Below are 22,719 nucleotides of genomic sequence, written 5' to 3'. Positions count from 1 at the left end.
TCCCGGCGGCCATCAGGAGGGGCTTCGGCCGTTCCACCAGTCGATCCGCACGCAGAGCTTCTTGTCGCCCAGCCAGTGCTGCACCCAGTCACTGAGCTCCACCGGCGTGCAGGCGGACGGCTTCGTGGGGTCGGTGGGGTCGGTGGGCTCGGTGGGGCCGGTCGGCTTGGTCGGATCGGTCGGGTCGGTCGGGTCGGTCGGGCCCCCGTCGCGGCCGGAGAGCAGGTCGCGATACACCTTCGCGGCGTCGGGGTTGTCCTTGCACTGCCACACGCCGTGCGGGCAGTAGTCGGTGACGGTGTTGTACAACGGCTTTTTCTCGTCGATCCATTTCAGCATCCGGCGCATGTACTCTTCGTTGTCGCCGTTGCGGAAAAGACCCCATTCCGGATACGAGATGGGCTTGTGGTGAGCCGTCGCGAAATCCACGTGTTCCTGGAGTCCATAGGGCTCCTTCACCTGTTCGTCGAACGACATTCCACGCGGCTGGTCGTACGAGTCCATGCCGACGATGTCGACCACATCGTCACCCGGATAGCACTGCGTCCAGGGAACGGCGTCCCGCCCTCTGCTCGGCGTGAAGTCGAACCGGAATTTCTGCCCCGGCACGGAACGCATCGCGGTGACGGCCCTGTTCCAGTACTTCTTCCAGGACTCCGGGTCCGGACCACAGCGATGGGTGTAGGTCGTGCCGTTCATCTCCCAGCCGAGGACGACCACCGTGTCGGGCACGCCCAGGTCCACCAGGCGTTTGCCGAGCGTCCGGAAGTGGTCGTCGAATTCCCCGGCGGCCCCCTGTTTCAGCATCCGGGCCACCTCGCGGTCGCCGACACCGGCCTCATTGCGTTCGAGCATCGGGACGTTCAGGACGAAGAGCCTGTCGTCCTTCGCCTTGCGCCACTCGGCCCACTTCTCCAGGAAGTTCGGGGCGCCCTCGATGTTGCTCCAGCGATCGCCCGGTAGATAGGTGTGTCCGACCCGCAGCTCCGCGCCGCCGAGCCACGCGCTGAGCTCGTCCATGCGGGCGACCCCACGAGGTCCGTAGTCGAGATAGGCGCCGAAGGCGGGCGTCTGTTTCGCGGCCGCGGGTCCTGGCGGCTCACCGTCGTCCGCGACACCGGCCGTGTGTCCCGGCGCGGCTGCCAGCGCCACCGAAGAGACGATTCCGGCAGCGATGAAGGCGAGACGTCTACTGCGTTGACGACGCTGTGGGGACATATCTGCTCCTCGTTCTCCGAGTTCTCGACCGCACTTCATTGACACCTCGTCATATGTATTTCTATTACGCCAATCGGGTTTCTAATCCTGAGTTCCAGCACATCGCCCGCATGGGCGATCGATAAGCGAGGATGACGTTGCAGCCCCTGGATACACGCATTCCTGCGGTCCTCATGCGGATCGACAGGAATCCCTTTCATCACGGCACCCTCGGCGCCGTGCGCTCACTGGGACGGGCGGGCATCGAGGTCCACCTCGTGGCCGACGACCGCGAAAGCCCCGTACAGCGCTCTCGCCATCTGCACCGGATGCACGCACCGCCCGCCCCCGGAGCGTCCCTCGCCGAGGTGGCCGCCGTGCTGCGCCGGGTCGCGCACCGCCTCACGGCACCGGCCGTGCTGATCCCCCTGGACGACGCGAGCGCCCTCGCGGTCGGCGCCCTCTACGACGAACTCACCGACCGCTTCCTGCTGCCCCGCGCGCTCGGCGACGTCGCCGAGCGCGTCGCGGACAAGGCGTCCCTGGCCCTGATCTGCGCGCGGGCGGGCGTGGCCCACCCGGCGACGCTGGCCCCCGAATCCGCCGCCGAGGCCGCCGTGGCCATGAACCGGCTCGGCTCCCCCGCCGTGGCGAAGTGGAGCCGCCCCTGGCTGCTGCCCCGCGACACCGGCCTGCGCAGCACCACCGTGATCGGCTCCCCGCACGAGGCCGCCGCCCTCTTCGAGCGCCGCGCCGAGGCGGGCAGCAGCCTGCTGCTCCAGGCGTTCGTCCCCGGCGCCCGCGACGCGGACTGGTTCGTGCACGGCTGCGCCGGCCGCGACGGCGTCGTACGCGGCGGCGGCACGGGCCGCAAGCACCGCTCCTGGCCCCGCTCGGCGGGCCTGACGGTGAGCGGCGAGTGGGCCGCCAACCCCGCGCTCTGGTCGGCGGCGGCGCAGGTGGTGTCGGCGCTGCGGTACCGGGGGATCTTCGACCTGGACTTCCGCAGGGACGCCACGACCGGCGCCTTCCACCTCATCGACTTCAACCCGCGCCCCGGCGCCCAGTTCCGCCTCTTCACCGACGGCACGGGCACCGACGTCGTCCGCGCCCTGCACCTCGACCTCACCCACCGCCCCGTACCGCCCTCGCAGCCCCTGACGGGCCGCACCTTCGTCGTCGAGAACTACGCCCCGCTGACCGCGCTGCTCGCCCTGCCCCGGCCGTCCCGCGAGCTCGCCTGGCACGACGGGGACGACCCCGCGCCGGGCGCCGCCCTGCGCCGCCTCTGGTGCCGCCATGTGGCCCGGCGGCTTCGCGAGGGCCTCGGCCACCGGTCCCGCACCGTCCTGATGTCCCTGTCGAGCAGGGCGCGCGAGCACGCGCCCGCCGTCCTCCCCGGCACGACGAACAGAGAGCGAGCAGTCACCGATGCATGACCTGCTGATTGTCGGCGCGGGCCCCTACGGCCTGTCGATCGCCTCGCACGCCGCGGCGGCCGGCCTGGACGTACGGATCTTCGGGCGGCCCATGGCGTCCTGGCGTGACCACATGCCGCGCGGCATGTTCCTGAAGTCGGAACCGTGGGCCTCCGACCTGTCCGACCCCGCGGGCCGGTACGGCCTGGCCGCCTACTGCGCCCGCGAGGGGCTGCCCGCCGAGCACGGCAGACCCCTGCCCATCGAGCACTTCGCGTCCTACGGGCTCTGGTTCGCCGAGCGGGCCGCCCCGCCGGTCGACGAACGCCTCATCGCCTCCGTCCGCCGCGCCGCCGACGGTTACGAGGTGCGGACGCGGGACGGCGAGGTCTGCCACGCGCGCGCCGTGGCCCTCGCGGTGGGCGTGCTGCCCTTCACCGAGATCCCCCGGGCCGTACGGGGACTCGGCGACCGGCACGTCTCGCACAGCAGCCACCACGCCGACCTGCGGCGCTTCGCGGGCCAGGACGTCACGGTGCTCGGCGCCGGGCAGGCCGCCCTGGAGACCGCGGCCCTCCTCGCCGAGCAGGGCACCCGGGTGCGCGTCCTCGCCCGGTCCCCGCGCGTCGCCTGGAACACCGTGCCCGTGGCCTGGCAGCGGCCGTGGTGGCAGGCGCTGCGCGCCCCGCACACGGGCCTCGGCTGCGGCTGGCGCAACAAGTTCTACGCGGACACCCCCGGCGCCTTCCGCCGCCTCCCTGAGCAGGCCCGCGCCCGTGCCGCCGCCGGAGCGCTCGGCCCGGCCGGCGCGTGGTGGATCAGGGACCGCGTCGAGGCGGGCGTCGAGGTGCGGGTCGGCCACCGCATCGAGGCGGCCGAACTCGCCGAAGGGCGGGTGCGGGTGCGGACCGCCGCGCACACCGGCGAGGGGCTGCGGTTCGCGACGGACCACGTCATCGCCGCCACGGGCTTTCGCGCGACGACCGGCCGCATCGATGTCCTGGACCCGGAGCTCCGCACCGGCCTGCGGTCCCTCGCGGACGGAACCCCCTACGTCGGCGACCGCTTCGAGACGTCGTGCCCCGGCCTCTTCCTGGCCGGTCTGACGACCGCGTCGAGCTTCGGCCCCGCCATGCGCTTCGTGTACGGCGCCTCGTTCACCGCGGAACGGCTGGTGCGGGGCGTCGAACGGTACGTACGGCGGTCGCGGCGTGCCCTGCTCCCGGCCCAGGACCAGGACCGGAACCCCTCGGAACGCGCGCCCGGATCCACGGCACGTGCCGGGCAGCTCTTCTGAGTGACAGGGCGGGCGAACGGGTGAACTTCGGTTCCGCGCCCGGCCGTCCGGTGGTGCACTGAATGCGCTTCACGGGACAGGCTCGGGTCGCTCCCCACCAGCCGTCGGCAGTCCTGCCGTCGGGGCGCGACAACCCCATCGGGCCGGTCGCCACCTCCTTGAAACGCCGGCAGGGAAGCCGTTCCGTCTCGGCTTCCCTGCCGGCGTTCTGCCGTTCCAGGCCCTCTCCGCGCGCCGCGCCCCAGCTAACGCCGGTTCCCGGCGAATCCGCGCCGGTACAGGATCGCTCCGCCGAGCAGCAGCCCCGCGCTGGCGCCTGCCGCACCGAGCAGCGTGGAGTCCGCGCCCGTCCGGGCCAGCTGGTCCCGGGCCTCCGCCATCGCGCCCGCCCGCTCCGGCACATGGGCACGGGTGCCCTGCGGCGTGTGGTGCGGTGCCGGGTGCGTCGTGCTGACGGAGTCCCCGGGGGCCGAGGGGTGCGGGACGACCGGGGGCATGGCCCGGGGTCGCGGGCCGGGGCCCTCCGGCGTGCCCGCGTGCGGGGTGGTGTGGGCCGGGGTGTCGTGGTGCGCGCCGTGGTGGTGCGGGGTGGTGTGGTGAGAGCCGTCGCTCCCGCACGTGTTGCCGAAGGCGGTCGACAGCGCGGCCACGATGCCCACGGCGTTGCCGCAGGCGTTCACCGGCACGTCCGCCGGGGTCTCCACGTCGTTGCCCGACGCCGCGCCGGGCGAGTGGGCCGCCGGACCGTGGGCGGTGGCGCCGCCCGGGGTCCTTGCGGTGTCATCGGCGCCGTGGCCACCGGCTCGTGGCGTCGGCTGCTTCTTCACCGGCGCCTTGGCCGGTGCCTTGGCCGGTGTCTTGGCCTTGGCCGGTGCCTTGGCCGGTGCCTTGGCCGGTGTCTTGGCCTTGGCCGGTGCCTTCGCCGGAGGGGCGCTGTGTGCTGCCCGGTGGGGTTCGGGGCTCTGCGCGGCAGGACGGTGCTGCTCGGCAGGGCGGTGCTGGGTGGAGGTGGAGCCGCATGAGTTGCCGAAAGCCGGGTTACCGGCCGCGACGGCGTTCGCCGTGTTGCCGCAGGCGTTCACCGGTACTTCCAGCGGGGCCTGCACGCTGTTGCCCGACAAGATGCCGGGCGATTCCAGCGCCTGCCCGTTCGCTTCGGTAGCGGCGAACGCGTGGGTGCCGGACAGGGACAGGATGCTCGTGGCGGCCGCGGCGGAGAGCATTCCTTTGCTGAGGGCCTGTCGCAATCTAGTGGTCTTTCTCTGTCCGATGGGGAGCCGGCCCTGGCCCCGGGAGGGTTGCCAGGGCCGGCTGAGACGCAGCCGGAACAGCTGTGCCGTTACGTCAGTCGTTGGCGCACTTGTTGCCGAACGTCGGGTTCAGGAGCCCGATGACGTCGATGCTGTTGCCGCACACGTTGACGGGAACGTGGACGGGAACCTGGATGGTGTTGCCGGAGATGACGCCCGGGGAGCCCGTGGACGCACCGGAGGCACCGGCGTCGGCGAACGCCGGGGCACCCAGGCTCAGCGCCATGACGGCACCGGCAACGATGGTGGCGCTCTTCTTGAGCTTCACAGCTTTTCCCTTCCTTCGGGTCACGACTGAACGCCGGCCTGAACCGGGCGGGCAGTTCCTGTTCCCGCACCGTGACCTGAGCCCTACTTAACGAGCAAAGGGGACAGAGGAAACCGCGGAGTTGACAGCCTTCGTAAGTTCACTCGAATGCGATGCCACTGAACCGCCCTCTATTTAAAGGGAGTTACTTCATTGCATGAGAAAGCCCGGGCCACCCGAGGAGGAAGAAAAACGGGCGACCCGAGCAGTCTCTGCGGTTCGACAGATCAGCCGTTGTTCACGCCGTTGCCGGACAGCGCCGAGATGTCGTCCAGGATGTGCGACAGCGGCTCGTCGCCCTTCGCCTGGGTCGAGTTCTCGGTGCACTGCTGGTTCTGCGGCGCCGAGAGGATCGGGATGTCCTGGATGGCGATCGGCACGAGGCCGACGAGCGCACCGATGTTGGCCTTGACCGGGAGGCCGACACAGGGCTTGTTCAGCGTGCCCTCGACCAGCGAGAGCTGCGGGCTCATATTGCCCTTGGTGGCGGAGTTGCCGAATGACTGCTCGGCGTTGTTGCCGCTCAGCGACTGGGTGCCACCGTCGTCACCGATGGCCATCGCGGCAGGCGAAGCGGCGGCGGTAATACCAACGACGGAGACGGCGACCGCGGCCGCTGCCATTGCCTTCTTGAGCATTTGATGTTCCTTTTCTGGCGGACGCTCAGGTTACTGCGGGCTGCTCAACTCGCCCTGCCGCGTTTGGTTCCGGTCGTTCACTCCATCGGATCTTTCCGCAATCGCCGTGCTGCCAAGTGCCACGCCGCGCGCCCCGTCGAATCAATGGGCCATCGGAGTGAATCCCAGCAACTACTCACTCTCCCGGTAGTTGCTCATGGTGCTCCTTGGACGGGGCTCACTCAGAAGGGAAATCCTGTGCTGAAGAAGGTTATGACCGCAGCGGCGGTCACGGCTTCCGTCGTCGGCATGTCTGCTGCTGCAGCTCCCACGGCGCTCGCCATCGGCAACGACGGCGGCACCCAGACCATGAGCGGCAACAACGCCATGCAGTCGTACGGCAACTCCGCCACGTACGGAAACATGAGCCCGCAGATGGCGCTCATCCAGGGCTCGCTGAACAAGCCCTGTATCGCCCTGCCTGCCAAGGCCAACATCGGTGCGCTCGTCGGCCTCGTGCCGATCGCCATCCAGGACATCCCGATCCTCTCGGCGCCGCAGACCCAGCAGTGCACCGAGAACTCGACCCAGGCCAAGGGCGACGAGCCGCTGTCGCACATCCTGGAGGACATCCCGCTGCTCTCGGGCAACGGCACCGCCAACCACTGACGCCGGAAGTTTTCAGCGGGCCGCCATGCCTCTCCATGGCGGCCCGCTGTGCTGTCCGCCCACGCCCGCAGCCCCCGTCAGTACCGGGGCCAGGGGTCGCGCTCGGCCAGCCGCGTCCACTCGGGATCGGGCAGCCCGGGGAGCGTCCGCCCCTCCTCGCGCCACGTTCTGAGCAGAGCCTGATAGACGGGGTCCGTGCAGCGGTCCGGGGACTGCCGACTCACCGGAATGACACCTTGCCGCTTCCATCGTCCTGCGCGGTCAGCCATATGTCCTCGTCACGAGTGGGGGCGTCTGGCGTTTTCGTTCCTGTCGAGGACGAGAACGAAACAGCAGCGTCGAGGCGAAAAGGTATTTCTCCGGTACACGGTTTCAGAAATGGACGGCGACGGTGAACTCCCGTCCCCGTGAGGTGAGTTGGGGGCTCGGTCGCGGGGGCGCAATAACCCGCCCCTGGCGTTCAGCACATTAATCCGCCGAACGGGTCAGTGGCCGCAACCGCTGTCCGCTCGGTCAGTTGATCGGCATGCGGCTCCGCAGCGGAGCCTCTCTCCGAAGGGAACCCCAAACACCATGAAGAAGCTGTTCGCGACGGCCGCCCTCGCCGCTTCCGTCGCCGGAATGTCCGCCGCCACGGCCCCGCAGGCCATGGCCATCGGAGACGACGCCGGCACCACTTCGATCAGTGGCAACGACGCCATGCAGTCGTTCGGCAACTCCGCCACGCGCGGTGACATGAGCCCGCAGATGTCCCTGGTCCAGGGCTCGCTGAACAAGCCCTGTGTCGGCCTCCCGGCCAAGCTCAACATCGGCTCGCTCGTCGGCCTCGTGCCGATCGCCGTCCAGGACATCCCGATCCTCTCGGCGCCGCAGAACCAGCAGTGCACCGAGAACTCGACCCAGGCCAAGGGCGACGAGCCGCTGTCGCACATCCTCAGCGACATCCCGCTCCTCTCGGGCAACGGCACCGCCAACCACTGATCCGAGCGCTCGCGTCACTCGTCCAGCCGCGTTCGGCGGGCGGGTCCCTGGAAGACCGTTCAGCGTGGTGAGCGTTCGTGTACGCAGCTTCGATGCGTGCGTACGCCCCCACACCGAAGGGTCTGACTATGAAGCGCATAGCCCGTGCCGTGTCCATCGTCGGCATCACCGCCGCGCTGGCCGTTCCGGCCGTCGGCGTCGCCACCGCGGCGCCCGCTGTCACCGCTGCTCCGGTCACGCAGCAGTCTGACGCCCGCGACTGGGACGACGACTGGGACCACGACCACGGTCACCACCACGGCCACGGCCACGGCCACCACGACCACCACCTGGTGGACGCGTACCTGGGCCTGCTCTGACGCCACGGTGTGCCCGACGGCCGCCACGGATTTCCGTGGCGGCCGTCGTGCGTTTCGGCACTTCTCGGGCACTTCCCGGGCGAACCACCCGAACGACGCGTGTGGGCGCGCCGTCGTCGGGCAACCGAAGAGAAACAGTCCCCACAAGATCGGTGGAAGTGATGCGCTGTGACGACCGTCATCTCGCCGGACACCGCACCCCTCACCTGGCCCCGCAGCCCCGGAGCCGCCCGGGATCTCGTACGCGCCCTGCTGCGTCAGGGCACCCAGCACGTCGGTGACATGGCCCTCGCCGATGCCGTCCTGGTGACCTCGGAACTCGTCACCAACGCGATCCGGCACGGCGGCGGACTGCGCGGCTTCGCGTGCCGCCTGCGGCCCGGCGTCGTCGAGATCGCCGTCGACGACAGCAACGACGCGGTCCCGGTGACCCGCCCTCGTACGAGCCTCCTCGTCAGCGGCGGACTCGGCTGGCCCGCCGTCTGCCGCCTGGCCGACGAAGTGAGCGTGACGCACCTTCCCTGCGGCGGAAAACGCATCGTCGCGCACGTCCCACTGGCGGCGTGAGGCCCGCGCCCGGACCCGCCACTCCGCTGGACCAGCGGATGCGCCCCGCGCCGTGTGGCTACCGGGCGGACCGGGGACGGCGGGGTTGCATGGGGGCCGTACGCCTCTCGCCCAGGAAAGGCCGGTCCCCGCGGTGCACCAATTCGTGAAGACAACCCTCGTGACAGCTCTCGCCGCGGCGGCGGCGCTGCTGCCCGGTGCGGCGAACGCCGCCGAACGGCATGCCGTCACCGTGACGCCGACGGCCCGTGCGGGGGCGGACGGGAAGTCGGCCGTCGTCTCCGGTACGTACACGTGCGAGGGCTACACCGGCCCCGTGCGGCTCAGGGTCGCGCTCCGGACGGAACAGACGCGCCCGCTCAACGCGGCCGAGACCGAGACGGTGAAGAACCTCTTCCAGTGGCTCGGCGTGCCCGGGGCGCCCGTCCCGAAGACGAGCACGGCGACGACCGCCAGAACCCGGACGCTCGACGGGACCTGCGACGGCAGCGCCACGGCCCACCGCTGGGAGTACGCCTTCGCCGGGCCCGCGACCAAGGCCACCAAGGCGTCGGTCGCGGTGACGATGACCGCCGAGGACTCCCGTACGGCCAAGGCCAGGCAGCTCGCCGACACCGCGGGCGACGTGGCGTTCACGTAGTCACACGCTTCGTCACACGCATCGTCACACGCATCGTCATACGCGGCCGGTGACCGTCACCGTCACGCGGGGCAGGGACGCGTCGCCAGCCGTCCCGCCCAGTGCCTCGGCCACCGCGGCGCGCACCTCGCGGGTGACGTCCACGGCCCGGTGGCCCCGGTGCAGGACGACGTGGATGTCGGCGTGCCATCTGCCTGAGCCGCCGTCGCGGGTGAGCCGTACGCCAGCGGTGCGTGCCGGTCCTCTGGTCAGCAGGTTGGACGCCCGCAGGAGTTCGGCGAGGCCGGGGCGGAGGAAGGCGACGCCCGGCGTGCCGAGCACCGCTTCCCGTACGGCATCGGCCCGCGCGCCGGGAGTGAGTCGTTCCGTCACGGCTGCCGCCTCTCCACGCTGTCGTCATCGGTCCTGTCGGTGACATCGGTGCTGTCGGTGCTGTCGGTGACGTCCGCGATCGTTACGTCGACTTCGGTGACCCGCAGGCCGAGCTCGGCGTCGACCGCCTCCAGGACCCTGTCCCTGACCCGCTCCGCGACCTCCTGAAGATTCCAGGTCAGGGCCACGGTCACCGCCACCCGGACCCGTACGGGCCCCCGCGGCCCGCCTTCCGCGGTGAGCGGCTCGATGCGGCAGCTGCCCGCCCGTACCCCCGACAGGGTCTCCGCGGCGGCGCGGACCGTACGGGCCGCCGCGGCCTCCACGATCCAGGCGTCCTCGTCCTCCTCGCCCAGCGGAAGCGTGCGGCCCGGCCTCAGTTCGAGACGCACCACGTCCATGACCCGGCCGACGAGCGCTGCGGCGTCGGCCTCCGGCTCCCGCGGTTCCGTCTCTCGGGCCGCCGATACGACGTCCTCCAGGCGCCGCAGCGTGTCCAGCGCTTCGGCGCAGTGCGGACAGGTCTCGGCGTGCGGATCGGGCTCGCCGTCCTCCGCGCGCTCCCAGACGCTCCACACGTCGCGTCCGCAGGGCAGCAGTTCGTTCGGTTGGTCCGTCATCTCTCCGTCCGGCCCGTGGTTCTCCCCGTCCGGTCCGCGGTTCTCCCCGTCCGGCCCGTGCATCTCGTTCACCGCCATCCGGCCATCGCCTCCGTGAGATAGCGCCGCGCCCGGAAGACCCGGCCCCGTACCGCCTCGGGGCTGATGCCGACCGTCTCCGCGATGGTTTCGTAGGCGAGGCCGTTGAGCTCGCGCAGCACCCAGCACACGCGCTGTTCCGGGGACAGCCCCTCCATCGCCTTGCCGAGGGCTTCCACGGCGGCGTGCGACTCGGCCACCCGGGCGGGCGAGGCCTCGTGCTCGGGCGCCTGCGGCTCGGGGACCTCGCCCAGGTCCACGGAGGGGCGGCGGCCCCGCAGCACGTTCAGGCACCGGTTCGTGACGATGCGGTGCATCCACGTGCCGAAGCGCGCGTCCCCGCGGAACTCCGGCATTTTGCGCCAGGCGCTCACGAACGACTCCTGCACCGCGTCCTCGGCCTCCGTCCGGCTGCCGAGCAGCCGCGTCGCGAGGCGCAGCAGTCCGGGCGCGTGGCGGCGCACGAGCTGCTCGAAGGCCTCTTCGTCACCCTCCGCGGCCCGTACGGCCAGCAATCCGTCGTCGCGCGGGGAGGACCCACCGGTTTCCTCCCGCACGCTGTCCCGGTCCCCCGGCACACGCGGCTCCTCTCACTCACGTCGTCCTCCTACGACACTGCGGCGTCCGCCCGCGTTACGCGATACGGGCGGACGGCCCGCCGGGAGAAGGAACGGGTGAAGAAGCGGGCGAAGAAGCGGGCGAAGAAGCGGGCGAAGAAATCCGGCCGAGCCGCGTAACGAATCGCACACGCGAGGGTCAGACGAACGCCGGTCCGGGCACCCGGCTTCCACCGACCGCCCGGACAGCAGACGGACGGCGACACGTCCCTGACGACGAGGAGATGGCGGCATGACGCCTCAGGAGATCACTTCGAAGACGGCCACGTCCGGTGACGACACGGCCTTCACCGGCGGCACGCACCAGAGCGTGCCGGGCAGCACCACCGTGGCGGGCCGTACCGGGGCCGCCGAGCCCGCCGCGACCCGCGGGAAGACCTCCATCGCCGACGTGGTGGTGGTGAAGATAGCCGGGACGGCCGCCCGTGAGATCCCCGGCGTGTACGACATGGGCGGCGGGCTCTCCCGCACGCTCGGCGCCGTCCGCGACCGGGTCCCCGGCGGCCGCCCCAATGTCGGCCGCGGCGTGAAGGTCGAGGTCGGCGAGCGGCAGACGGCCATCGACCTGGACATCGTCGTCGAATACGGCGTGCCGATCACGGACGTCGCCCACGAGGTGCGCGAGAACGTCATCGCCGCCGTGGAACGCATCACCGGCCTGGAGGTCGTCGAGGTCAACGTCGCGGTCAACGACGTACGGCTGCCCGACGACGAGAGCGCGGACTCCGGCGGCGAGACGCGCGTGGAGTAGGAATCCCGCGGCCGACCCGGGGTACCGACGCAGCGATGTCCGTTTCCGTGCGGCCCGTTTCCGTGCAGTCCGTTTCCGTGGAGTGAGGTGAGTGGTGAGCACAGCTCTGACAGGTCTGGTCGCCGCGCTGGACGCGGTCGGCGGCTTCCTCCGCGGCCGTGACCGGGGGCGGCGATGAGTACGCCCGCGGGGGAGCGCGGCTCGACCAACGTCGCCGACCGTGCGGTGCGCCGGATCGCCGAGCGGGCCGCCACGGAGGCGCTCGCGCCCGGCGAGGTCCGCACCACCCGGAGTTCGGCGTCGGTACGGGGCCGCCGGGCACGGGTCGCCGTCACCGTGACGCTGCCCTACCCCGAGGTGCTCGACGACGCGGGCGAACGCGTGCGGTCGCACGTCGCCGACCGCACGCGGCAGCTCACCGGACTCGTCGTGCCCTCGGCGCGGGTCCGGGTCGCGGGGCTGCGCGTGCGGGCACGGGCCGACGAGAGCGAGGGCGAGGTCCCGTTGCCGGGGGGCGGCGGCAGGGTGTGGCGGCCGTGGTCCGCACGCCGGGTGCCCGTCGGGGTGCTGGCGTTGGCGGTCGCCGCGGTCTGCGGGGTGCTCCTGTACGACGTGGTGGCCGTGCACGCGGCCGGGTGGGCGCCCGGACGGTGGCGGACCGGCCCCGTGGAGTGGCTCACCACGCACGGCCCGGCCGACAGCGCGTGGCCGGGCCTGGCGGCGGCGCTCGCCGTGCTCGGCCTCGGCGTGTGGCTGCTGATCCTCGCCGTCACACCCGGACTGCGCGGCCGGTTGCCCCTGCGCGAGCCGCTGCCGGACGTCCACGCGGTCCTCGACCGGGGCGCGGCGGCCGCGCTGCTGCGGGACGCCGTGACGGAGCTGCCCGGGGTCGCCCGGGTACGGGTCGGCGTCGGCCGCCGACGGGTCCGCGTGCGCGCGGGGCTCGCCTTCGGCCACCTGGAGGCGGCGCGGGGCGAGTTGGCCGACACGGTGGCACGGACCGTGGCGGGCTGGGGTCTGGCGCGTGCGCCGCGCGTGCGGGTCGGGCTGCGCCCGGAGCCCACGTGGCACGCGCCCGCGGTACGGGAGGCGGCAGCGGAGGCGGAGCCGGGGGCGGAGCCGGTACGGGAGGCCGCCGCGGAGGCGCAGCAAGGGGGCACCGGTCGGTGAGCCGCATTCAGAGCGGTCTGCGCACCTGCGCCAACCGCACCGCCCTGCTCTGCGCGGCCGTGGCGCTCATCGGCTCGGGCGCCGTCCTTGCGTCCGCCACCGGCCCCGTCCGCGACCGGCTGCCGTCCGGTCTGCCGCGGCTTGACGGCGACCGGGGCTGGCTCTGGGCCGACGGGGAAGACCTCGGCCGGTGGCGCGAGCACGGCTGGTGGACGCTCGCCGTCATCGCCGCGCTCTCCGTCGGCGTACTCCTGTTCCTGGCCCTGACCGTGGCCCAGGCCCGCGGCGGGCGGCTGCGCGAACTGTCCCTGGGGCGTGCGGACGTCACCCTGTCGGGGCCCGCCCTGGCCGCGGCGATGGCCGAGCGGGCACGTGCCGTCGAGGGTGTGGCCGACGCGCACGTGAGCCTTCGAGGGAGCCCCCGGCGGCTGCGCGCACGCGTCACGCTGGTGCTGCTGCCGGACAGTTGCCCGGAGGCCGTCCTCGGCCGCCTTGCCCGGCACACGGTGGCCGAGGCAAGAGCGGCGGCGGCGCCCCGTGCGCTGCGCGTCGACGTACGGCTGACGATGCGCTCACACACATCGAGGCGCCTGCGCCAATGCTGACGGATCAGGTCTGGGCGAGCATTCCGGAGCGGAGCTTGCCGAGGGTGCGTGTCAGGAGTCGCGAGACGTGCATCTGGGAGATCCCGAGGACCTGACCGATCTGCGCCTGCGTCAGCTCCTGCCCGAAGCGCATCTCGATGATGGTGCGTTCGCGCTCGTCCAGTTGCTCTATGAGGGGCGCCAGCGTGTGCAGCTCCTCGAAGAGGTCGAGCGCCGGGTCGTCCTCGCCGAGGACGTCGGCGTAGTCGCGCCCCTGGGTGCCGTCGTCCTGGCCGACGGGCACGTCGATGGAGCCTGCGGTGTAGCCGTTGGAGGCGACGAGGCCGTCGTTGACCTCGCGCTCGGTGAGGTCGAGGTGCGCGGCGAGTTCCCGGACGGTGGGCTCGCGGTCCAGCTCGCCACCGAGCCGCTCCTTGGCCCTGGCCAGGTCGACGCGGAGCTCCTGGAGGCGGCGCGGCACGTGGACGGCCCAGGTGGTGTCCCGGAAGAACCGCTTGATCTCGCCGGTGATGTAGGGCAGCGCGAAGGTGCTGAACGCCACCTCGCGGGAGAGCTCGAAGCGGTCGATGGCCTTTATCAGGCCGATCGTGCCGACCTGCACGATGTCGTCGGCATCGGTGCTGCCGCCGCGGAAGCGCGCGGCCGCGAACTGCACGAGCGACAGGTTCATCTCGATCAGGGTGTTGCGCGCGTACTGGTATTCGTGCGTGCCCTCTTCGAGGAACTGGAGCCGGTCGAAGAAGATCTTCGACAAGGCCCGCGCGTCCTTGGGAGCGACGCTGCCCGCGTCTTCCACCCAGGGCAGCTCGCTGCTGGACATCTCTTCCCAGGGGCTCGCAGCGTGTTCTGCCTCATCCGTCGATGTGGCAGTCAACTGTGTAGGCGGCCTCACAAGTTCACCTCTGGTGGGGGGACATCGGGGACAACTATCGGGACGACATCAATGCGCCTGCCCATTCGTGGGCGGGTTAAGCACCGTGATCACCATAGGAGTTCAAAGCCCGCTCTCCCAACCCGCCGTCCAGAACCTCGCCCGGCCCCTCTTCCGGCCCTTCGCGCCGTTCCGCTAGCCGGTCCGTGCTGTCACCATGCGGAGTCAGGGTGTAGGGGGAGTCGCCCTCAGCAGGGCGGGCGGGAGGCGCACATGTCGGACGTGTTCCTGCGGCGGCTGAGCCGTTGGCAGGCGGAGCAGCAGCGTGAGGCCGTGGCGGACCTCTACGTAGAGGCGTATCGGGGGACGGTCGGGGCCGAGTACCGCGACCGGGAGGACTTTCTGCGCCGCTTCGCACGCGATGTGCAGCGGACGGACTTCGAGATGGTCGTGGCCGACGCGTCGGGCCTGGTCGGCTGCCTCTACGGATACCGCGCCGAGCGCAGTGGCGAGTGGTGGGAGGGGTTCCGGGGCGTCCTGCCCGCCGAGGCCGAGGAACAGACCGCGTCGGGGCGGGTGTTCCGGCTGAGCGAGCTGCTCGTGGCGCCCGCCGGACGCAGAGCGGACGTCGCCTCCCGGCTGCGGACGCTGCTCCTGACGCGGCACACCTCCGACGTCGTCGTCACCGTCACCCGGCGGGACGACGATCTGGGGCGGGAGGTGCTACAGGCGTGGGACTGGCGGAAACTGGGCGAGTTCTCACCCGGTCGTGAGGGCTGGCTGCGTCCGCCGTCACCGCTGCCGTGAGGCGGACGACGGATCCTGCGGCCTGCTCGCCTTCAGGGAGTACATGAGCGGTACGCGTGGCCGGTCGGCGGGGAACCGGTAGGCGCCGTCGCGCCGTTCGAGCGCGTCGAAACGCTCGAAGAGGGTCTCGTCCCGTTCGTGCAGGAAGTCGATGCGCAGGCCCGCGGCGGCGAGCGCGGAGACGACGTCGCCGATGGGGTGCTGCCATTCGACGCTGCGGTTGTGGACGGTGGGGGTGACGGAGTCCGCGTAACCGCCGGAGGACTCCTCGATCCAGGCGTCGCGCGCGAAGTAGTCGTGCTCGATGCGGGAGCCCGTCGCGTCGTCAAGGACGTCGGCGAGCGGATGGAACTCGGCGAGGTAGAGGAACCCGCCGGGCGCCACCAGCGCGGCGGCGGTCTCCGCCCAGCGCCGGATGTCGGGCAGCCAGCCGAGCGCGCCCACTCCGGTGTAGACGATGTCGTACGAGGAGTCGGGCGCCGCCACGCCCGCGTCGTACACGTCGGCGGCAACGAAGGTGGCCTGCTCCGGGGTGAGGCCCAGCTCGGCGGCGAGCGCTCGGCCCGCCTCGACAGCGGGCTCTGAGAAGTCGAGCCCGACCACGCGGGACGCCCCGTGCCGCGCCCAGGAGAGGGTGTCGAGGCCGATGTGGCACTGCAGGTGCAGCAGGGACTTTCCGCGTACGTCACCGACTTCCGTCAGCTCGTAGTCGCGCAGGGGGTCCTTGCCCGCGCGGAAGGCGTCGAGGTCGTAGTAGCTGCTGGCGAGGTGGAGGGGGACGCGCTCGTCCCAGCGCTTCCGGTTGGTCTCGCGCCAGTCGGCGGGCGTCGGGGAGTACATGGTCGAAAAGTTATCCACAGGCTGGGGACTCCCGCCAGCGAATTGTGGGCGGGTCCAGGCACTATGGGGGGCATGAGCGAGACGGGTGCGACGAACGAAATGAGTGCGGCGGGGTCGAGTGCGGCGGGGTCCGGGGGGCCGGACGCCATGCCGGACGTTATGCCGGACGTCATGCCGGACTGGGAGAAGCGGTTCAGGGCGCCCCGGGTGTCGCTGCCGGACTGGGCGGAGGACGCCCCGCAGCGCTCCCTGTTCGTGTCGAACGCGACGGGGACGTATGAGCTGTACGCATGGGACCGGACGACCGGCGCCCAACGCCAGGTGACCGACCGGCCGAACGGCACGACGGACGGCGCGCTCTCGCCCGACGGCGAATGGATCTGGTGGTTCAACGACAAGGACGGCGACGAGTTCGGCGTGTGGCTGCGCCAGCCCTTCGGCGGCGGCCCCGACGAGCCCGCCGTGCCGGGCCTCGACGGCTCGTACCCCTCGGGCCTGGCCCTCGGCAGGGACGGCCGCACGGTGGTCGTCGGCCGCTCCACGGACGACGAAGGCTCGACGATCCACGTCGTGCACCCCGACGGCACCGGCCCCGTCGAGGTGTACCGCCACCGCGAGTCGGCGGGCGTCGGCGACCTCTCGCACGACGGCACGCTGATCGCCGTGGAGCACACGGAGCACGGCGACGCGATGCACTCCGCGCTCCGGGTGATCCGCCCGGACGGCTCGACGGTCGCCGAGCTCGACGACACCCGGGGCGGCACGGTCGAGTTGGGCCTCGAGGTCCTCGGCTTCGCACCGGTGGCGGGCGACTCGCGCCTGCTCATCGGGCACCAGCGGCGGGGCCGCTGGGAGCCGCTGGTGTGGGACGTGACGACGGGCGAGGAGAGCGACCTCGTGCTCGGACTGCCGGGCGACGTGAGCGCCGAGTGGTATCCGGACGGCTCGGCCCTGCTCATCGCGCACGGCTTCGAGGCACGCGGCGAACTCTTCCGCTATGACCTCGCCTCCGGCGACCTCGACCGCATCGAGACGCCCGCGGGCTCCGTGTCGGGTGCGACGGCCCGCCCCGACGGCTCCGTGGAGTACATGTGGTCGTCGGCCGCCGAGCCGCCGGTCGTCCGCTCGACGGCGGGCGGTGTGGTCCTGGACCCGCCCGGCATGAAGGCACCGAAGTCCGTTCCGGTGGAGGACGGGTGGGTGGACGGGCCCGGCGGCCGCATCCACGCGCTGGTGCAGCGGCCCGCGGGCTCCTCAGGCCCGCTTCCCACCGTCTTCGAGGTGCACGGCGGCCCCACCTGGCACGACAGCGACTCCTTCGCCGCGGGCCCGGCGGCCTGGGTCGACCACGGGTACGCGGTGGTACGGGTGAACTACCGCGGCTCCACGGGGTACGGCCGCGAGTGGACGGACGCCCTCAAGCACCGCGTCGGCCTCATCGAGCTCGAGGACATCGCGGCGGTGCGGGAGTGGGCGGTGGCGTCGGGCCTCGCGGACCCCGACCGCCTGATCCTGTCGGGCGGCTCCTGGGGCGGCTACCTCACCCTGCTCGGCCTCGGCACGCAGCCGGAGGCCTGGGCGGTGGGCCTCGCGGCGGTCCCCGTCGCGGACTACGTGACGGCGTACCACGACGAGATGGAGGCCCTCAAGGCGATGGACCGCACGCTGCTCGGCGGCACGCCCGAGGAGGTGCCCGAGCGGTTCCGCGCGTCGTCCCCGCTGACGTACGTGGACGAGGTCAAGGCCCCCGTCTACATCTCGGCCGGAGTCAACGACCCGCGGTGCCCGATCCGCCAGATCGACAACTACGTGGACCGGCTGGTCGCGCGGGGCGCGGTGCATGAGGTCTATCGGTACGACGCGGGTCACGGGTCACTGGTCGTGGACGAGCGGATCAAGCAGGTGGCTCTGGAGTTGGAGTTCGCGGGGCGGCACGTAGGGGGTGGAATGCCCTCCGGTAGGCGGACGGGGTGATGTCCAGGGCGGTGCGCATATGCTGCCGCAGGTTGGTGCCGCTGCCCAGGCCGGACCTGGCGGCGATGTCGTCGACAGGCAGTTCGGTCGACTCCAGCAGATGGCGTACGTGTGCCAGGCGGGCCGAGGCGAGCCATTCGGCCGGGGAGAGTCCGGTTTCCTGTCGGAAGCGCCTGGTGAAGGTTCGCACGCTCATGTGGCAGTGAGCCGCGAGGTCTTTGAGGGACAGCCGCCGATCCAGGTGTTCCGTCATCAGCGTGCGCGCCCCGGCCGTCGAGGTGCCCGCGTCCTCCCGGACCGGGTGCTCGATGTACTGCGCCTGCCCGCCGTCTCTCATCGGCGCGACCACGTTGTACCGCGCCACCCGGTTCGCCACGGAACTGCCGTGGTCCTCCCGGATCAGGTGCAGGCACAGGTCGATGGCGGCCGCGCCACCGGCTGACGTCAGGATTCCGCGGTCGGCGATGTAGAGCGGGTCGGTGTCGAGGTCGACTGCGGGAAAGAGCCGCCTGAACTGCTGCGCGTAGCGCCAATGGGTCGCGGCCCGGCGGCTTTCCAGCAGGCCGGCGGCCGCGAGTACGAACGAGCCGGTGCACAGGGACACCACCCGGGCGCGGCGCCGGGCCGCACGGCGCAGCGCTTCGGCGACGGGGGCGTCCACCACGCCGGCGTCCAGTACCTCCGGGCAGCGGGTGCCGGCGACGATCACCGTGTCCGCGTGCTCCAGCAGGGACAGGTCGCCCTGCGGCGTGACGCCGTACCCGTTCACCGTCGGTACTGGGGAGCCGTCCGGGGTGAGGGTGCGCACCTCGTAGGCCGCGGTGCCCGCGCGGATTTCGACCGAGGCAAGCATCTGGGCCGGGATGCTCAGGTCGAAGGCCACCACCGGTGCGAGGGCCAGGACGGCCACATGATGCGGTGCCGCAACAGTCATGGCCCAATAGTTGCACATAGTGGCCCTCGGGCCACTTCTGTGCCGCTCGTGATCGGCAGAGACTGAGGTCAGTTCCGCACATCAGACCGGGCACCACCCGGTCGAACACCCGGAAGGTGCCCAGCCAGCCATGACTGCCCCCGCTGTCGATCCCGAGATCCAGACCCTGCTCGACACCGCCGACACCGGCGTCTTCCCCGTCCACGGCCTGGACGCCGTCCTCGCCGACCCCCAGCGCTACGCACTGCTGCGCGCACACCCCGACACCCCCGTCGACGACCAGGTCAAGGTGCGGGACCTGTACATCCCCGGCCCCGCGGGACAACTGCGACTGCGCGTCTACCGCCCCGACACCACCGAAGACCTGCCGATGATCCTCTACGTGCACGGCGGCGCCTTCACCTACGGATCCCCCGAGGCCGAAGAGGGACGCTCCCTGCGCTACGCCCGCGACGCCCACGCCGTCGTCGTGTCCGTCGACTACCGCCTCGCCCCCGAACACCCCTACCCGGCCGCAGCCGACGACGCCTACGCCGCCCTGACCTGGATCGCCGACAACCCGGCCGAACTCGGCGGAGACCGGACACGCATCGCGGTGGCCGGCGGCAGCGCCGGTGGGAACATCGCCGCCTCCACCGTGCTCCGCGCCCGCGACCAGGCGGGCCCGCACCTGCTCTTCCAGTCCCTGACCTACCCCAGCGTGGACGGCAGCCTCACCAGCGCCTCGGCACGGGAGTTCACCGATACCCCGGTTTTCGACCGGGGCGCGCTGGAACTGGCCGTGCGGTACTACGCGGAGGACGGCCACGCCGACCCGTACGCCTTCCCGATCCGCGCCACCGATCTCAGCGGCCTGCCGCCCACCTACATCGCCGTGGCCGAGATCGACCCGCTGCGCGACGAGGGCCGCGACTACGCCGCACGCCTGTCCGCCGCCGGTGTCACCACCGAACTCGTCCAGGTCCCCGGCGCCGTCCACGGCTTCGACCTCCTCTTCCCCCAGGCCCGCATCAGCGAACGCAACCTCACCGACCAGGTACGCGCCCTGCGCGAGGCCCTCCATCGGGAGGCATAGGGGGCGAACGGGGGCGTCCGGCGTCGCAGGACGATGACCCCACGGCTCGGCACCCCGCAGGGGCCCCGTACCGTGGGGCGTGTGTACCGGTTTCTGCTGACGCCCCGCTGGTGGGGGATCAACGTCTTCGTCGTGCTGGCCATCCCCTTCTGCATTTTCATGGGCTCCTGGCAGCTCGGCCGCTTCGAGGACCGCGTACAGGACCACGAGTCCGCCAAGGAGCAGGTCGCGGAGCAGGGCAGGGAGCGGAACACGCAGGGCCGGCCCCTCGACGCGCTGCTGCCCGTCGACAAGGAGACCTCCGGCGAGCAGGCCACGGCCACCGGACGGTACGGCAGGCAGCTGCTCGTGCCGGGGCGGGAGTTGGACGACAAGCGCGGTTTCTACGTGCTGACGCTGCTGCGTACCGACGGCGGCAAGTCCCTGCCCGTCGTCCGCGGCTGGCTGCCCGGCGACGCGAGCGCGGCGAAGGCACCGGCCGCTCCGACGGGCAAGGTCACGGTCAGAGGCGCCCTACAGGCCTCGGAGAGCCCCGGTTCCAACGGGGTCAGCGCCACGGGCGGCCTGCCCCGGGGCCAGCTGGGCGCGATCAGCTCGGCGTCACTGGTCAACCTCGTACGCGACGACGTGTACGACGCGTGGGTCACGCTCGACAAGGCGGATTCCGGGATGAAGCCGGTCCCCGCGGCCGCGCCCAACAACACCGGCCTTGACCTGAAGGCGTTCCAGAACCTCGGCTACACCGGTGAGTGGTTCGTCTTCGCGGGCTTCGTCGTCTTCATGTGGTTCCGGCTGTTCCGCCGCGAGGCGGAGTTCGCGCGCGACGCCCACCTGGGCCTGCTGGAGGCCTGAGCCAAGGCCTGGACCGGCCCGAGCCGCGCGGCACCCGCTAAGAAGCGGGCAGTACCCCGGTCCGGTACACCGTTCCCGCGCACGCGTCGGGGACCGTCGCCCCCGCCGAGGGCGAACCCGCCTCCGCGGTCAGGGAGACCACGACGCTACCCTCGGCCACGCCGCCGTCCGTCCGGCCCAGCTGCGGCTCCGTACCACCGGGCGAGCCGCCCTCCGGCGTTCCGCTGCCGCCTTCCGAAGGCGTCGGGTTGGGCGTCGGCTCGCCGCCGTCCGTGGGGCACGTCTCCGACGGCACCCAGACGAACCGCACCTCGTACGCGGCGCCGGGCTGCAGCACGAACGGGCTGGCCTCCTTCGCCGGGTCGGGCAGGCCGGTCGCCGCGTCCCCCGCCGTGTGGTCGACCACGGTGATCTTCGCGGGGTCGGCCGCGCCCTGCGCCACCGTGCCGACGGCGCCCGCGGCCTCGATGGTGCAACTGCTGTCGGAGACGTTGGAGACGCGGAAGGAGCCGTACACCTTGTTGTCGGTCTCCGGCGTGCCCGCGCCGCCCGTGGCGCCGAGCTGTGCGGCGTCGCAGACCGGCGAGCTGGCGGCCTCGGAGGTGGAGGGGTCCGGCGATCCCGTACCGCCGCCGCCGGTGCCGCCCTTCTCCTTGTCGCCCTTCTTGCCCTTTTTGTCCTTCTCGTCCTTGTCCTTGGACTTGCTCCCCGGCTTCTTGCCCGGGTCCTTCTCGCCGCCGTCGGGGCCCTTGCCCTGACTCGAACCGCCCTGCGCGTCCTGGCTGTTCCCAGCGATCGAGGTCCGGTCGTCCGAGTCGCCCTCGGAGTTGGTCACGTGCACGAGGGCGGGGACGGCGGTGCCGATGAAGAGCGCGGCGGCGGCGAGGCCGACGACGGCCTGGCGCTTGCGGGCCCTGCGGGCGGGCACCGCCTTCCGCAGGTGTTCGAGGGAGCGGTCGCTCGGCTCGATCTCCTCGACGGCCTGGCGCATCATCCGCCGCAGCGCGAGTTCGTCGGCACCGTCGGGCCCGCCGTCCGGCCCGGGGCCGTCTTCGGGTCCGTGGTTCACGTTTCCGTTCCTGCCATGCCGCTCAGATCCGCCCTGCTCATCACGCTTGCGCTCACTCATGCCGGCGCCTCCATGGCGACCCTGAGGGCCGCGATGCCGCGCGAGCCGTACGCCTTCACCGAGCCGAGCGATATGCCCAGGGTCTCGGCGACCTGCGCCTCGGTCATGTCGGCGAAGTAGCGCAGCACGAGGACCTCGCGCTGGCGCCGCTGCAGGCCGCGCATGGCCTTGATCAGCTCGTCGCGCTCCAGCTGGTCGTAAGCCCCTTCTTCCGCGCTCGCCATGTCGGGCATCGGCTTCGAGAGAAGCTTGAGCCCGAGGATGCGCCGACGCAGCGCGGAACGGGACAGATTGACCACGGTCTGGCGGAGGTACGCGAGCGTCTTCTCCGGGTCGCGCACGCGCTTGCGTGCCGAGTGGACCCGGATGAACGCCTCCTGGACCACGTCCTCGCAGGACGCCGTGTCGTCCAGGAGCAGCGCGGCGAGACCGAGCAGCGACCGGTAGTGGGCGCGGTAGGTCTCGGTGAGATGGTCGACTGTGGTGCCCGCGGTCATCGTGTCGTCAGCGCCCTCGCGCGGCGACGGGATGCGGGCGGGCCGCGCTGCGGGCATGGGTGCGATCACCGGCATGCCACCGGTCGTGCGGGGTCGGCGAGTGGGGCGCAGTGTTGCCGCGCCTCTCGCCTGTACCACTGTGAAATCGAGTACCTCTGCCACGCT

The 22,719-nt window shown here is 71.7% G+C and carries 27 protein-coding genes; 14 read left to right on the top strand and 13 right to left on the bottom strand.

Translation table 11 applies throughout. The annotated features are described in order from the left end of the window. Positions 1 to 12: 12 nt before the first annotated feature. Positions 13 to 1,218, bottom strand: a complete 1,206-nt coding sequence (locus ABZ953_RS19870) for a glycosyl hydrolase (RefSeq protein ID WP_361725311.1) — start codon at positions 1,216 to 1,218, stop codon at positions 13 to 15. Positions 1,219 to 1,349: 131 nt separating this feature from the next. On the opposite strand from ABZ953_RS19870, the gene ABZ953_RS19865 reads away from it, so the two are divergent. Both ABZ953_RS19865 and ABZ953_RS19860 read left to right on the top strand, forming a co-directional pair. After that, positions 1,350 to 2,636, top strand: a complete 1,287-nt coding sequence (locus tag ABZ953_RS19865) for an ATP-grasp domain-containing protein (protein WP_361725308.1) — start codon at positions 1,350 to 1,352, stop codon at positions 2,634 to 2,636. After that, positions 2,629 to 3,912 (top strand): NAD(P)-binding domain-containing protein, encoded by a 1,284-nt coding sequence (locus ABZ953_RS19860; RefSeq protein WP_361725305.1) that lies wholly within the window; start codon positions 2,629 to 2,631, stop codon positions 3,910 to 3,912. Before ABZ953_RS19865 ends, ABZ953_RS19860 begins: the two co-directional genes overlap by 8 nt. Positions 3,913 to 4,157: 245 nt before the next feature. On the opposite strand, the gene ABZ953_RS19855 is transcribed toward ABZ953_RS19860, so the two are convergent. The 3 genes from ABZ953_RS19855 to ABZ953_RS19845 all read right to left on the bottom strand — a co-directional run bounded on the left by ABZ953_RS19855 (position 4,158) and on the right by ABZ953_RS19845 (position 6,167). Beyond that, entirely contained in the window at positions 4,158 to 5,159 is a 1,002-nt protein-coding gene (locus tag ABZ953_RS19855; RefSeq protein WP_361725302.1) for a chaplin family protein, read from the bottom strand. Positions 5,160 to 5,256: 97 nt separating this feature from the next. Continuing rightward, positions 5,257 to 5,448 carry a chaplin gene (locus ABZ953_RS19850; RefSeq protein ID WP_361725887.1) on the bottom strand — a complete coding sequence of 64 codons (192 nt, stop codon included), beginning with the start codon at positions 5,446 to 5,448 and terminating at the stop codon, positions 5,257 to 5,259. Between the two features lie 308 nt (positions 5,449 to 5,756). After that, the gene (locus ABZ953_RS19845) at positions 5,757 to 6,167 is read right to left on the bottom strand and encodes a rodlin (protein WP_361725299.1); all 411 of its coding nucleotides are present in this window, start codon (positions 6,165 to 6,167) and stop codon (positions 5,757 to 5,759) included. A gap of 237 nt (positions 6,168 to 6,404) precedes the next feature. Here ABZ953_RS19845 and ABZ953_RS19840 point away from each other — a divergent pair, with 237 nt between their 5' ends. Then, a complete protein-coding gene (locus ABZ953_RS19840; protein ID WP_361725296.1) occupies positions 6,405 to 6,815 on the top strand; it encodes a rodlin in 411 nt (136 codons plus the stop codon). 77 nt (positions 6,816 to 6,892) lie between these two features. On the opposite strand, the gene ABZ953_RS19835 is transcribed toward ABZ953_RS19840, so the two are convergent. After that, complete coding sequence (locus ABZ953_RS19835; protein ID WP_361725293.1) at positions 6,893 to 7,039, bottom strand: hypothetical protein; 147 nt, start codon at positions 7,037 to 7,039, stop codon at positions 6,893 to 6,895. A 349-nt stretch (positions 7,040 to 7,388) separates the two neighbouring features. Between ABZ953_RS19835 and ABZ953_RS19830 the strand changes: the two genes are divergently transcribed. The 4 genes from ABZ953_RS19830 (at position 7,389) to ABZ953_RS19815 (ending at position 9,362) form a co-directional block, all read left to right on the top strand. After that, positions 7,389 to 7,796 (top strand): rodlin, encoded by a 408-nt coding sequence (locus ABZ953_RS19830; RefSeq protein ID WP_361725290.1) that lies wholly within the window; start codon positions 7,389 to 7,391, stop codon positions 7,794 to 7,796. A 128-nt stretch (positions 7,797 to 7,924) separates the two neighbouring features. Beyond that, positions 7,925 to 8,155, top strand: a complete 231-nt coding sequence (locus ABZ953_RS19825) for a hypothetical protein (protein ID WP_361725287.1) — start codon at positions 7,925 to 7,927, stop codon at positions 8,153 to 8,155. A gap of 168 nt (positions 8,156 to 8,323) precedes the next feature. After that, complete coding sequence (locus ABZ953_RS19820; RefSeq protein ID WP_361725284.1) at positions 8,324 to 8,722, top strand: ATP-binding protein; 399 nt, start codon at positions 8,324 to 8,326, stop codon at positions 8,720 to 8,722. A gap of 145 nt (positions 8,723 to 8,867) precedes the next feature. Then, the gene (locus ABZ953_RS19815) at positions 8,868 to 9,362 is read left to right on the top strand and encodes a hypothetical protein (protein ID WP_361725281.1); all 495 of its coding nucleotides are present in this window, start codon (positions 8,868 to 8,870) and stop codon (positions 9,360 to 9,362) included. Between the two features lie 36 nt (positions 9,363 to 9,398). Here the strand turns inward: ABZ953_RS19815 and ABZ953_RS19810 are convergent, their stop codons facing one another. The 3 genes from ABZ953_RS19810 to ABZ953_RS19800 all read right to left on the bottom strand — a co-directional run bounded on the left by ABZ953_RS19810 (position 9,399) and on the right by ABZ953_RS19800 (position 11,010). After that, positions 9,399 to 9,734, bottom strand: coding sequence for an Asp23/Gls24 family envelope stress response protein (locus ABZ953_RS19810; protein WP_361725279.1), 336 nt, complete (start codon positions 9,732 to 9,734; stop codon positions 9,399 to 9,401). After that, the gene (locus tag ABZ953_RS19805; RefSeq protein ID WP_361725276.1) at positions 9,731 to 10,354 is read right to left on the bottom strand and encodes an Asp23/Gls24 family envelope stress response protein; all 624 of its coding nucleotides are present in this window, start codon (positions 10,352 to 10,354) and stop codon (positions 9,731 to 9,733) included. The genes ABZ953_RS19810 and ABZ953_RS19805 overlap by 4 nt, the downstream gene beginning before the upstream one ends. 68 nt (positions 10,355 to 10,422) lie before the next feature. Next, entirely contained in the window at positions 10,423 to 11,010 is a 588-nt protein-coding gene (locus ABZ953_RS19800; RefSeq protein WP_361725273.1) for a sigma-70 family RNA polymerase sigma factor, read from the bottom strand. Positions 11,011 to 11,281: 271 nt separating this feature from the next. Between ABZ953_RS19800 and ABZ953_RS19795 the strand changes: the two genes are divergently transcribed. The 3 genes from ABZ953_RS19795 (at position 11,282) to ABZ953_RS19785 (ending at position 13,575) form a co-directional block, all read left to right on the top strand. Then, on the top strand, positions 11,282 to 11,800 hold the full coding sequence (locus ABZ953_RS19795) for an Asp23/Gls24 family envelope stress response protein (protein ID WP_361725270.1): 519 nt from the start codon (positions 11,282 to 11,284) through the stop codon (positions 11,798 to 11,800). 174 nt (positions 11,801 to 11,974) lie between these two features. Continuing rightward, on the top strand, positions 11,975 to 12,970 hold the full coding sequence (locus tag ABZ953_RS19790) for a DUF6286 domain-containing protein (RefSeq protein ID WP_361725267.1): 996 nt from the start codon (positions 11,975 to 11,977) through the stop codon (positions 12,968 to 12,970). Then, positions 12,967 to 13,575 carry a hypothetical protein gene (locus ABZ953_RS19785; RefSeq protein ID WP_361725265.1) on the top strand — a complete coding sequence of 203 codons (609 nt, stop codon included), beginning with the start codon at positions 12,967 to 12,969 and terminating at the stop codon, positions 13,573 to 13,575. Before ABZ953_RS19790 ends, ABZ953_RS19785 begins: the two co-directional genes overlap by 4 nt. Positions 13,576 to 13,579: 4 nt before the next feature. Here the strand turns inward: ABZ953_RS19785 and ABZ953_RS19780 are convergent, their stop codons facing one another. After that, positions 13,580 to 14,395, bottom strand: a complete 816-nt coding sequence (locus ABZ953_RS19780) for an RNA polymerase sigma factor SigF (protein ID WP_361725262.1) — start codon at positions 14,393 to 14,395, stop codon at positions 13,580 to 13,582. A 324-nt stretch (positions 14,396 to 14,719) separates the two neighbouring features. On the opposite strand from ABZ953_RS19780, the gene ABZ953_RS19775 reads away from it, so the two are divergent. Further along, positions 14,720 to 15,253, top strand: coding sequence for a hypothetical protein (locus ABZ953_RS19775; RefSeq protein WP_361725259.1), 534 nt, complete (start codon positions 14,720 to 14,722; stop codon positions 15,251 to 15,253). Here the strand turns inward: ABZ953_RS19775 and ABZ953_RS19770 are convergent. Further along, complete coding sequence (locus ABZ953_RS19770; protein WP_361725256.1) at positions 15,239 to 16,093, bottom strand: class I SAM-dependent methyltransferase; 855 nt, start codon at positions 16,091 to 16,093, stop codon at positions 15,239 to 15,241. The two genes, ABZ953_RS19775 and ABZ953_RS19770, sit on opposite strands and share 15 nt — an antisense overlap. 171 nt (positions 16,094 to 16,264) lie before the next feature. On the opposite strand from ABZ953_RS19770, the gene ABZ953_RS19765 reads away from it, so the two are divergent. After that, entirely contained in the window at positions 16,265 to 18,067 is a 1,803-nt protein-coding gene (locus ABZ953_RS19765) for a prolyl oligopeptidase family serine peptidase (protein ID WP_361725884.1), read from the top strand. Here ABZ953_RS19765 and ABZ953_RS19760 read toward each other — a convergent pair. Continuing rightward, positions 17,988 to 19,001 (bottom strand): helix-turn-helix domain-containing protein, encoded by a 1,014-nt coding sequence (locus tag ABZ953_RS19760; protein ID WP_361725253.1) that lies wholly within the window; start codon positions 18,999 to 19,001, stop codon positions 17,988 to 17,990. The genes ABZ953_RS19765 and ABZ953_RS19760 overlap by 80 nt on opposite strands. Before the next feature lie 130 nt (positions 19,002 to 19,131). On the opposite strand from ABZ953_RS19760, the gene ABZ953_RS19755 reads away from it, so the two are divergent. Next, a complete protein-coding gene (locus tag ABZ953_RS19755) occupies positions 19,132 to 20,076 on the top strand; it encodes an alpha/beta hydrolase (RefSeq protein ID WP_361725250.1) in 945 nt (314 codons plus the stop codon). A gap of 81 nt (positions 20,077 to 20,157) precedes the next feature. Then, entirely contained in the window at positions 20,158 to 20,928 is a 771-nt protein-coding gene (locus ABZ953_RS19750; protein ID WP_361725247.1) for an SURF1 family protein, read from the top strand. Positions 20,929 to 20,965: 37 nt separating this feature from the next. Here the strand turns inward: ABZ953_RS19750 and ABZ953_RS19745 are convergent, their stop codons facing one another. Together ABZ953_RS19745 and ABZ953_RS19740 are read right to left on the bottom strand one after the other, a co-directional pair. Next, positions 20,966 to 21,997, bottom strand: a complete 1,032-nt coding sequence (locus tag ABZ953_RS19745; protein WP_361725244.1) for a hypothetical protein — start codon at positions 21,995 to 21,997, stop codon at positions 20,966 to 20,968. A 56-nt stretch (positions 21,998 to 22,053) separates the two neighbouring features. Further along, positions 22,054 to 22,716 carry a SigE family RNA polymerase sigma factor gene (locus ABZ953_RS19740; protein ID WP_361725241.1) on the bottom strand — a complete coding sequence of 221 codons (663 nt, stop codon included), beginning with the start codon at positions 22,714 to 22,716 and terminating at the stop codon, positions 22,054 to 22,056. Between the last annotated feature and the right edge of the window lie 3 nt (positions 22,717 to 22,719).

Source organism: Streptomyces sp. NPDC046465, assembly GCF_040646035.1.
GTDB lineage: Bacteria > Actinomycetota > Actinomycetes > Streptomycetales > Streptomycetaceae > Streptomyces.
The sequence above is the reverse complement of the archived record's forward strand: the minus strand, read 5'-3'. Positions and strand labels throughout refer to the sequence as shown.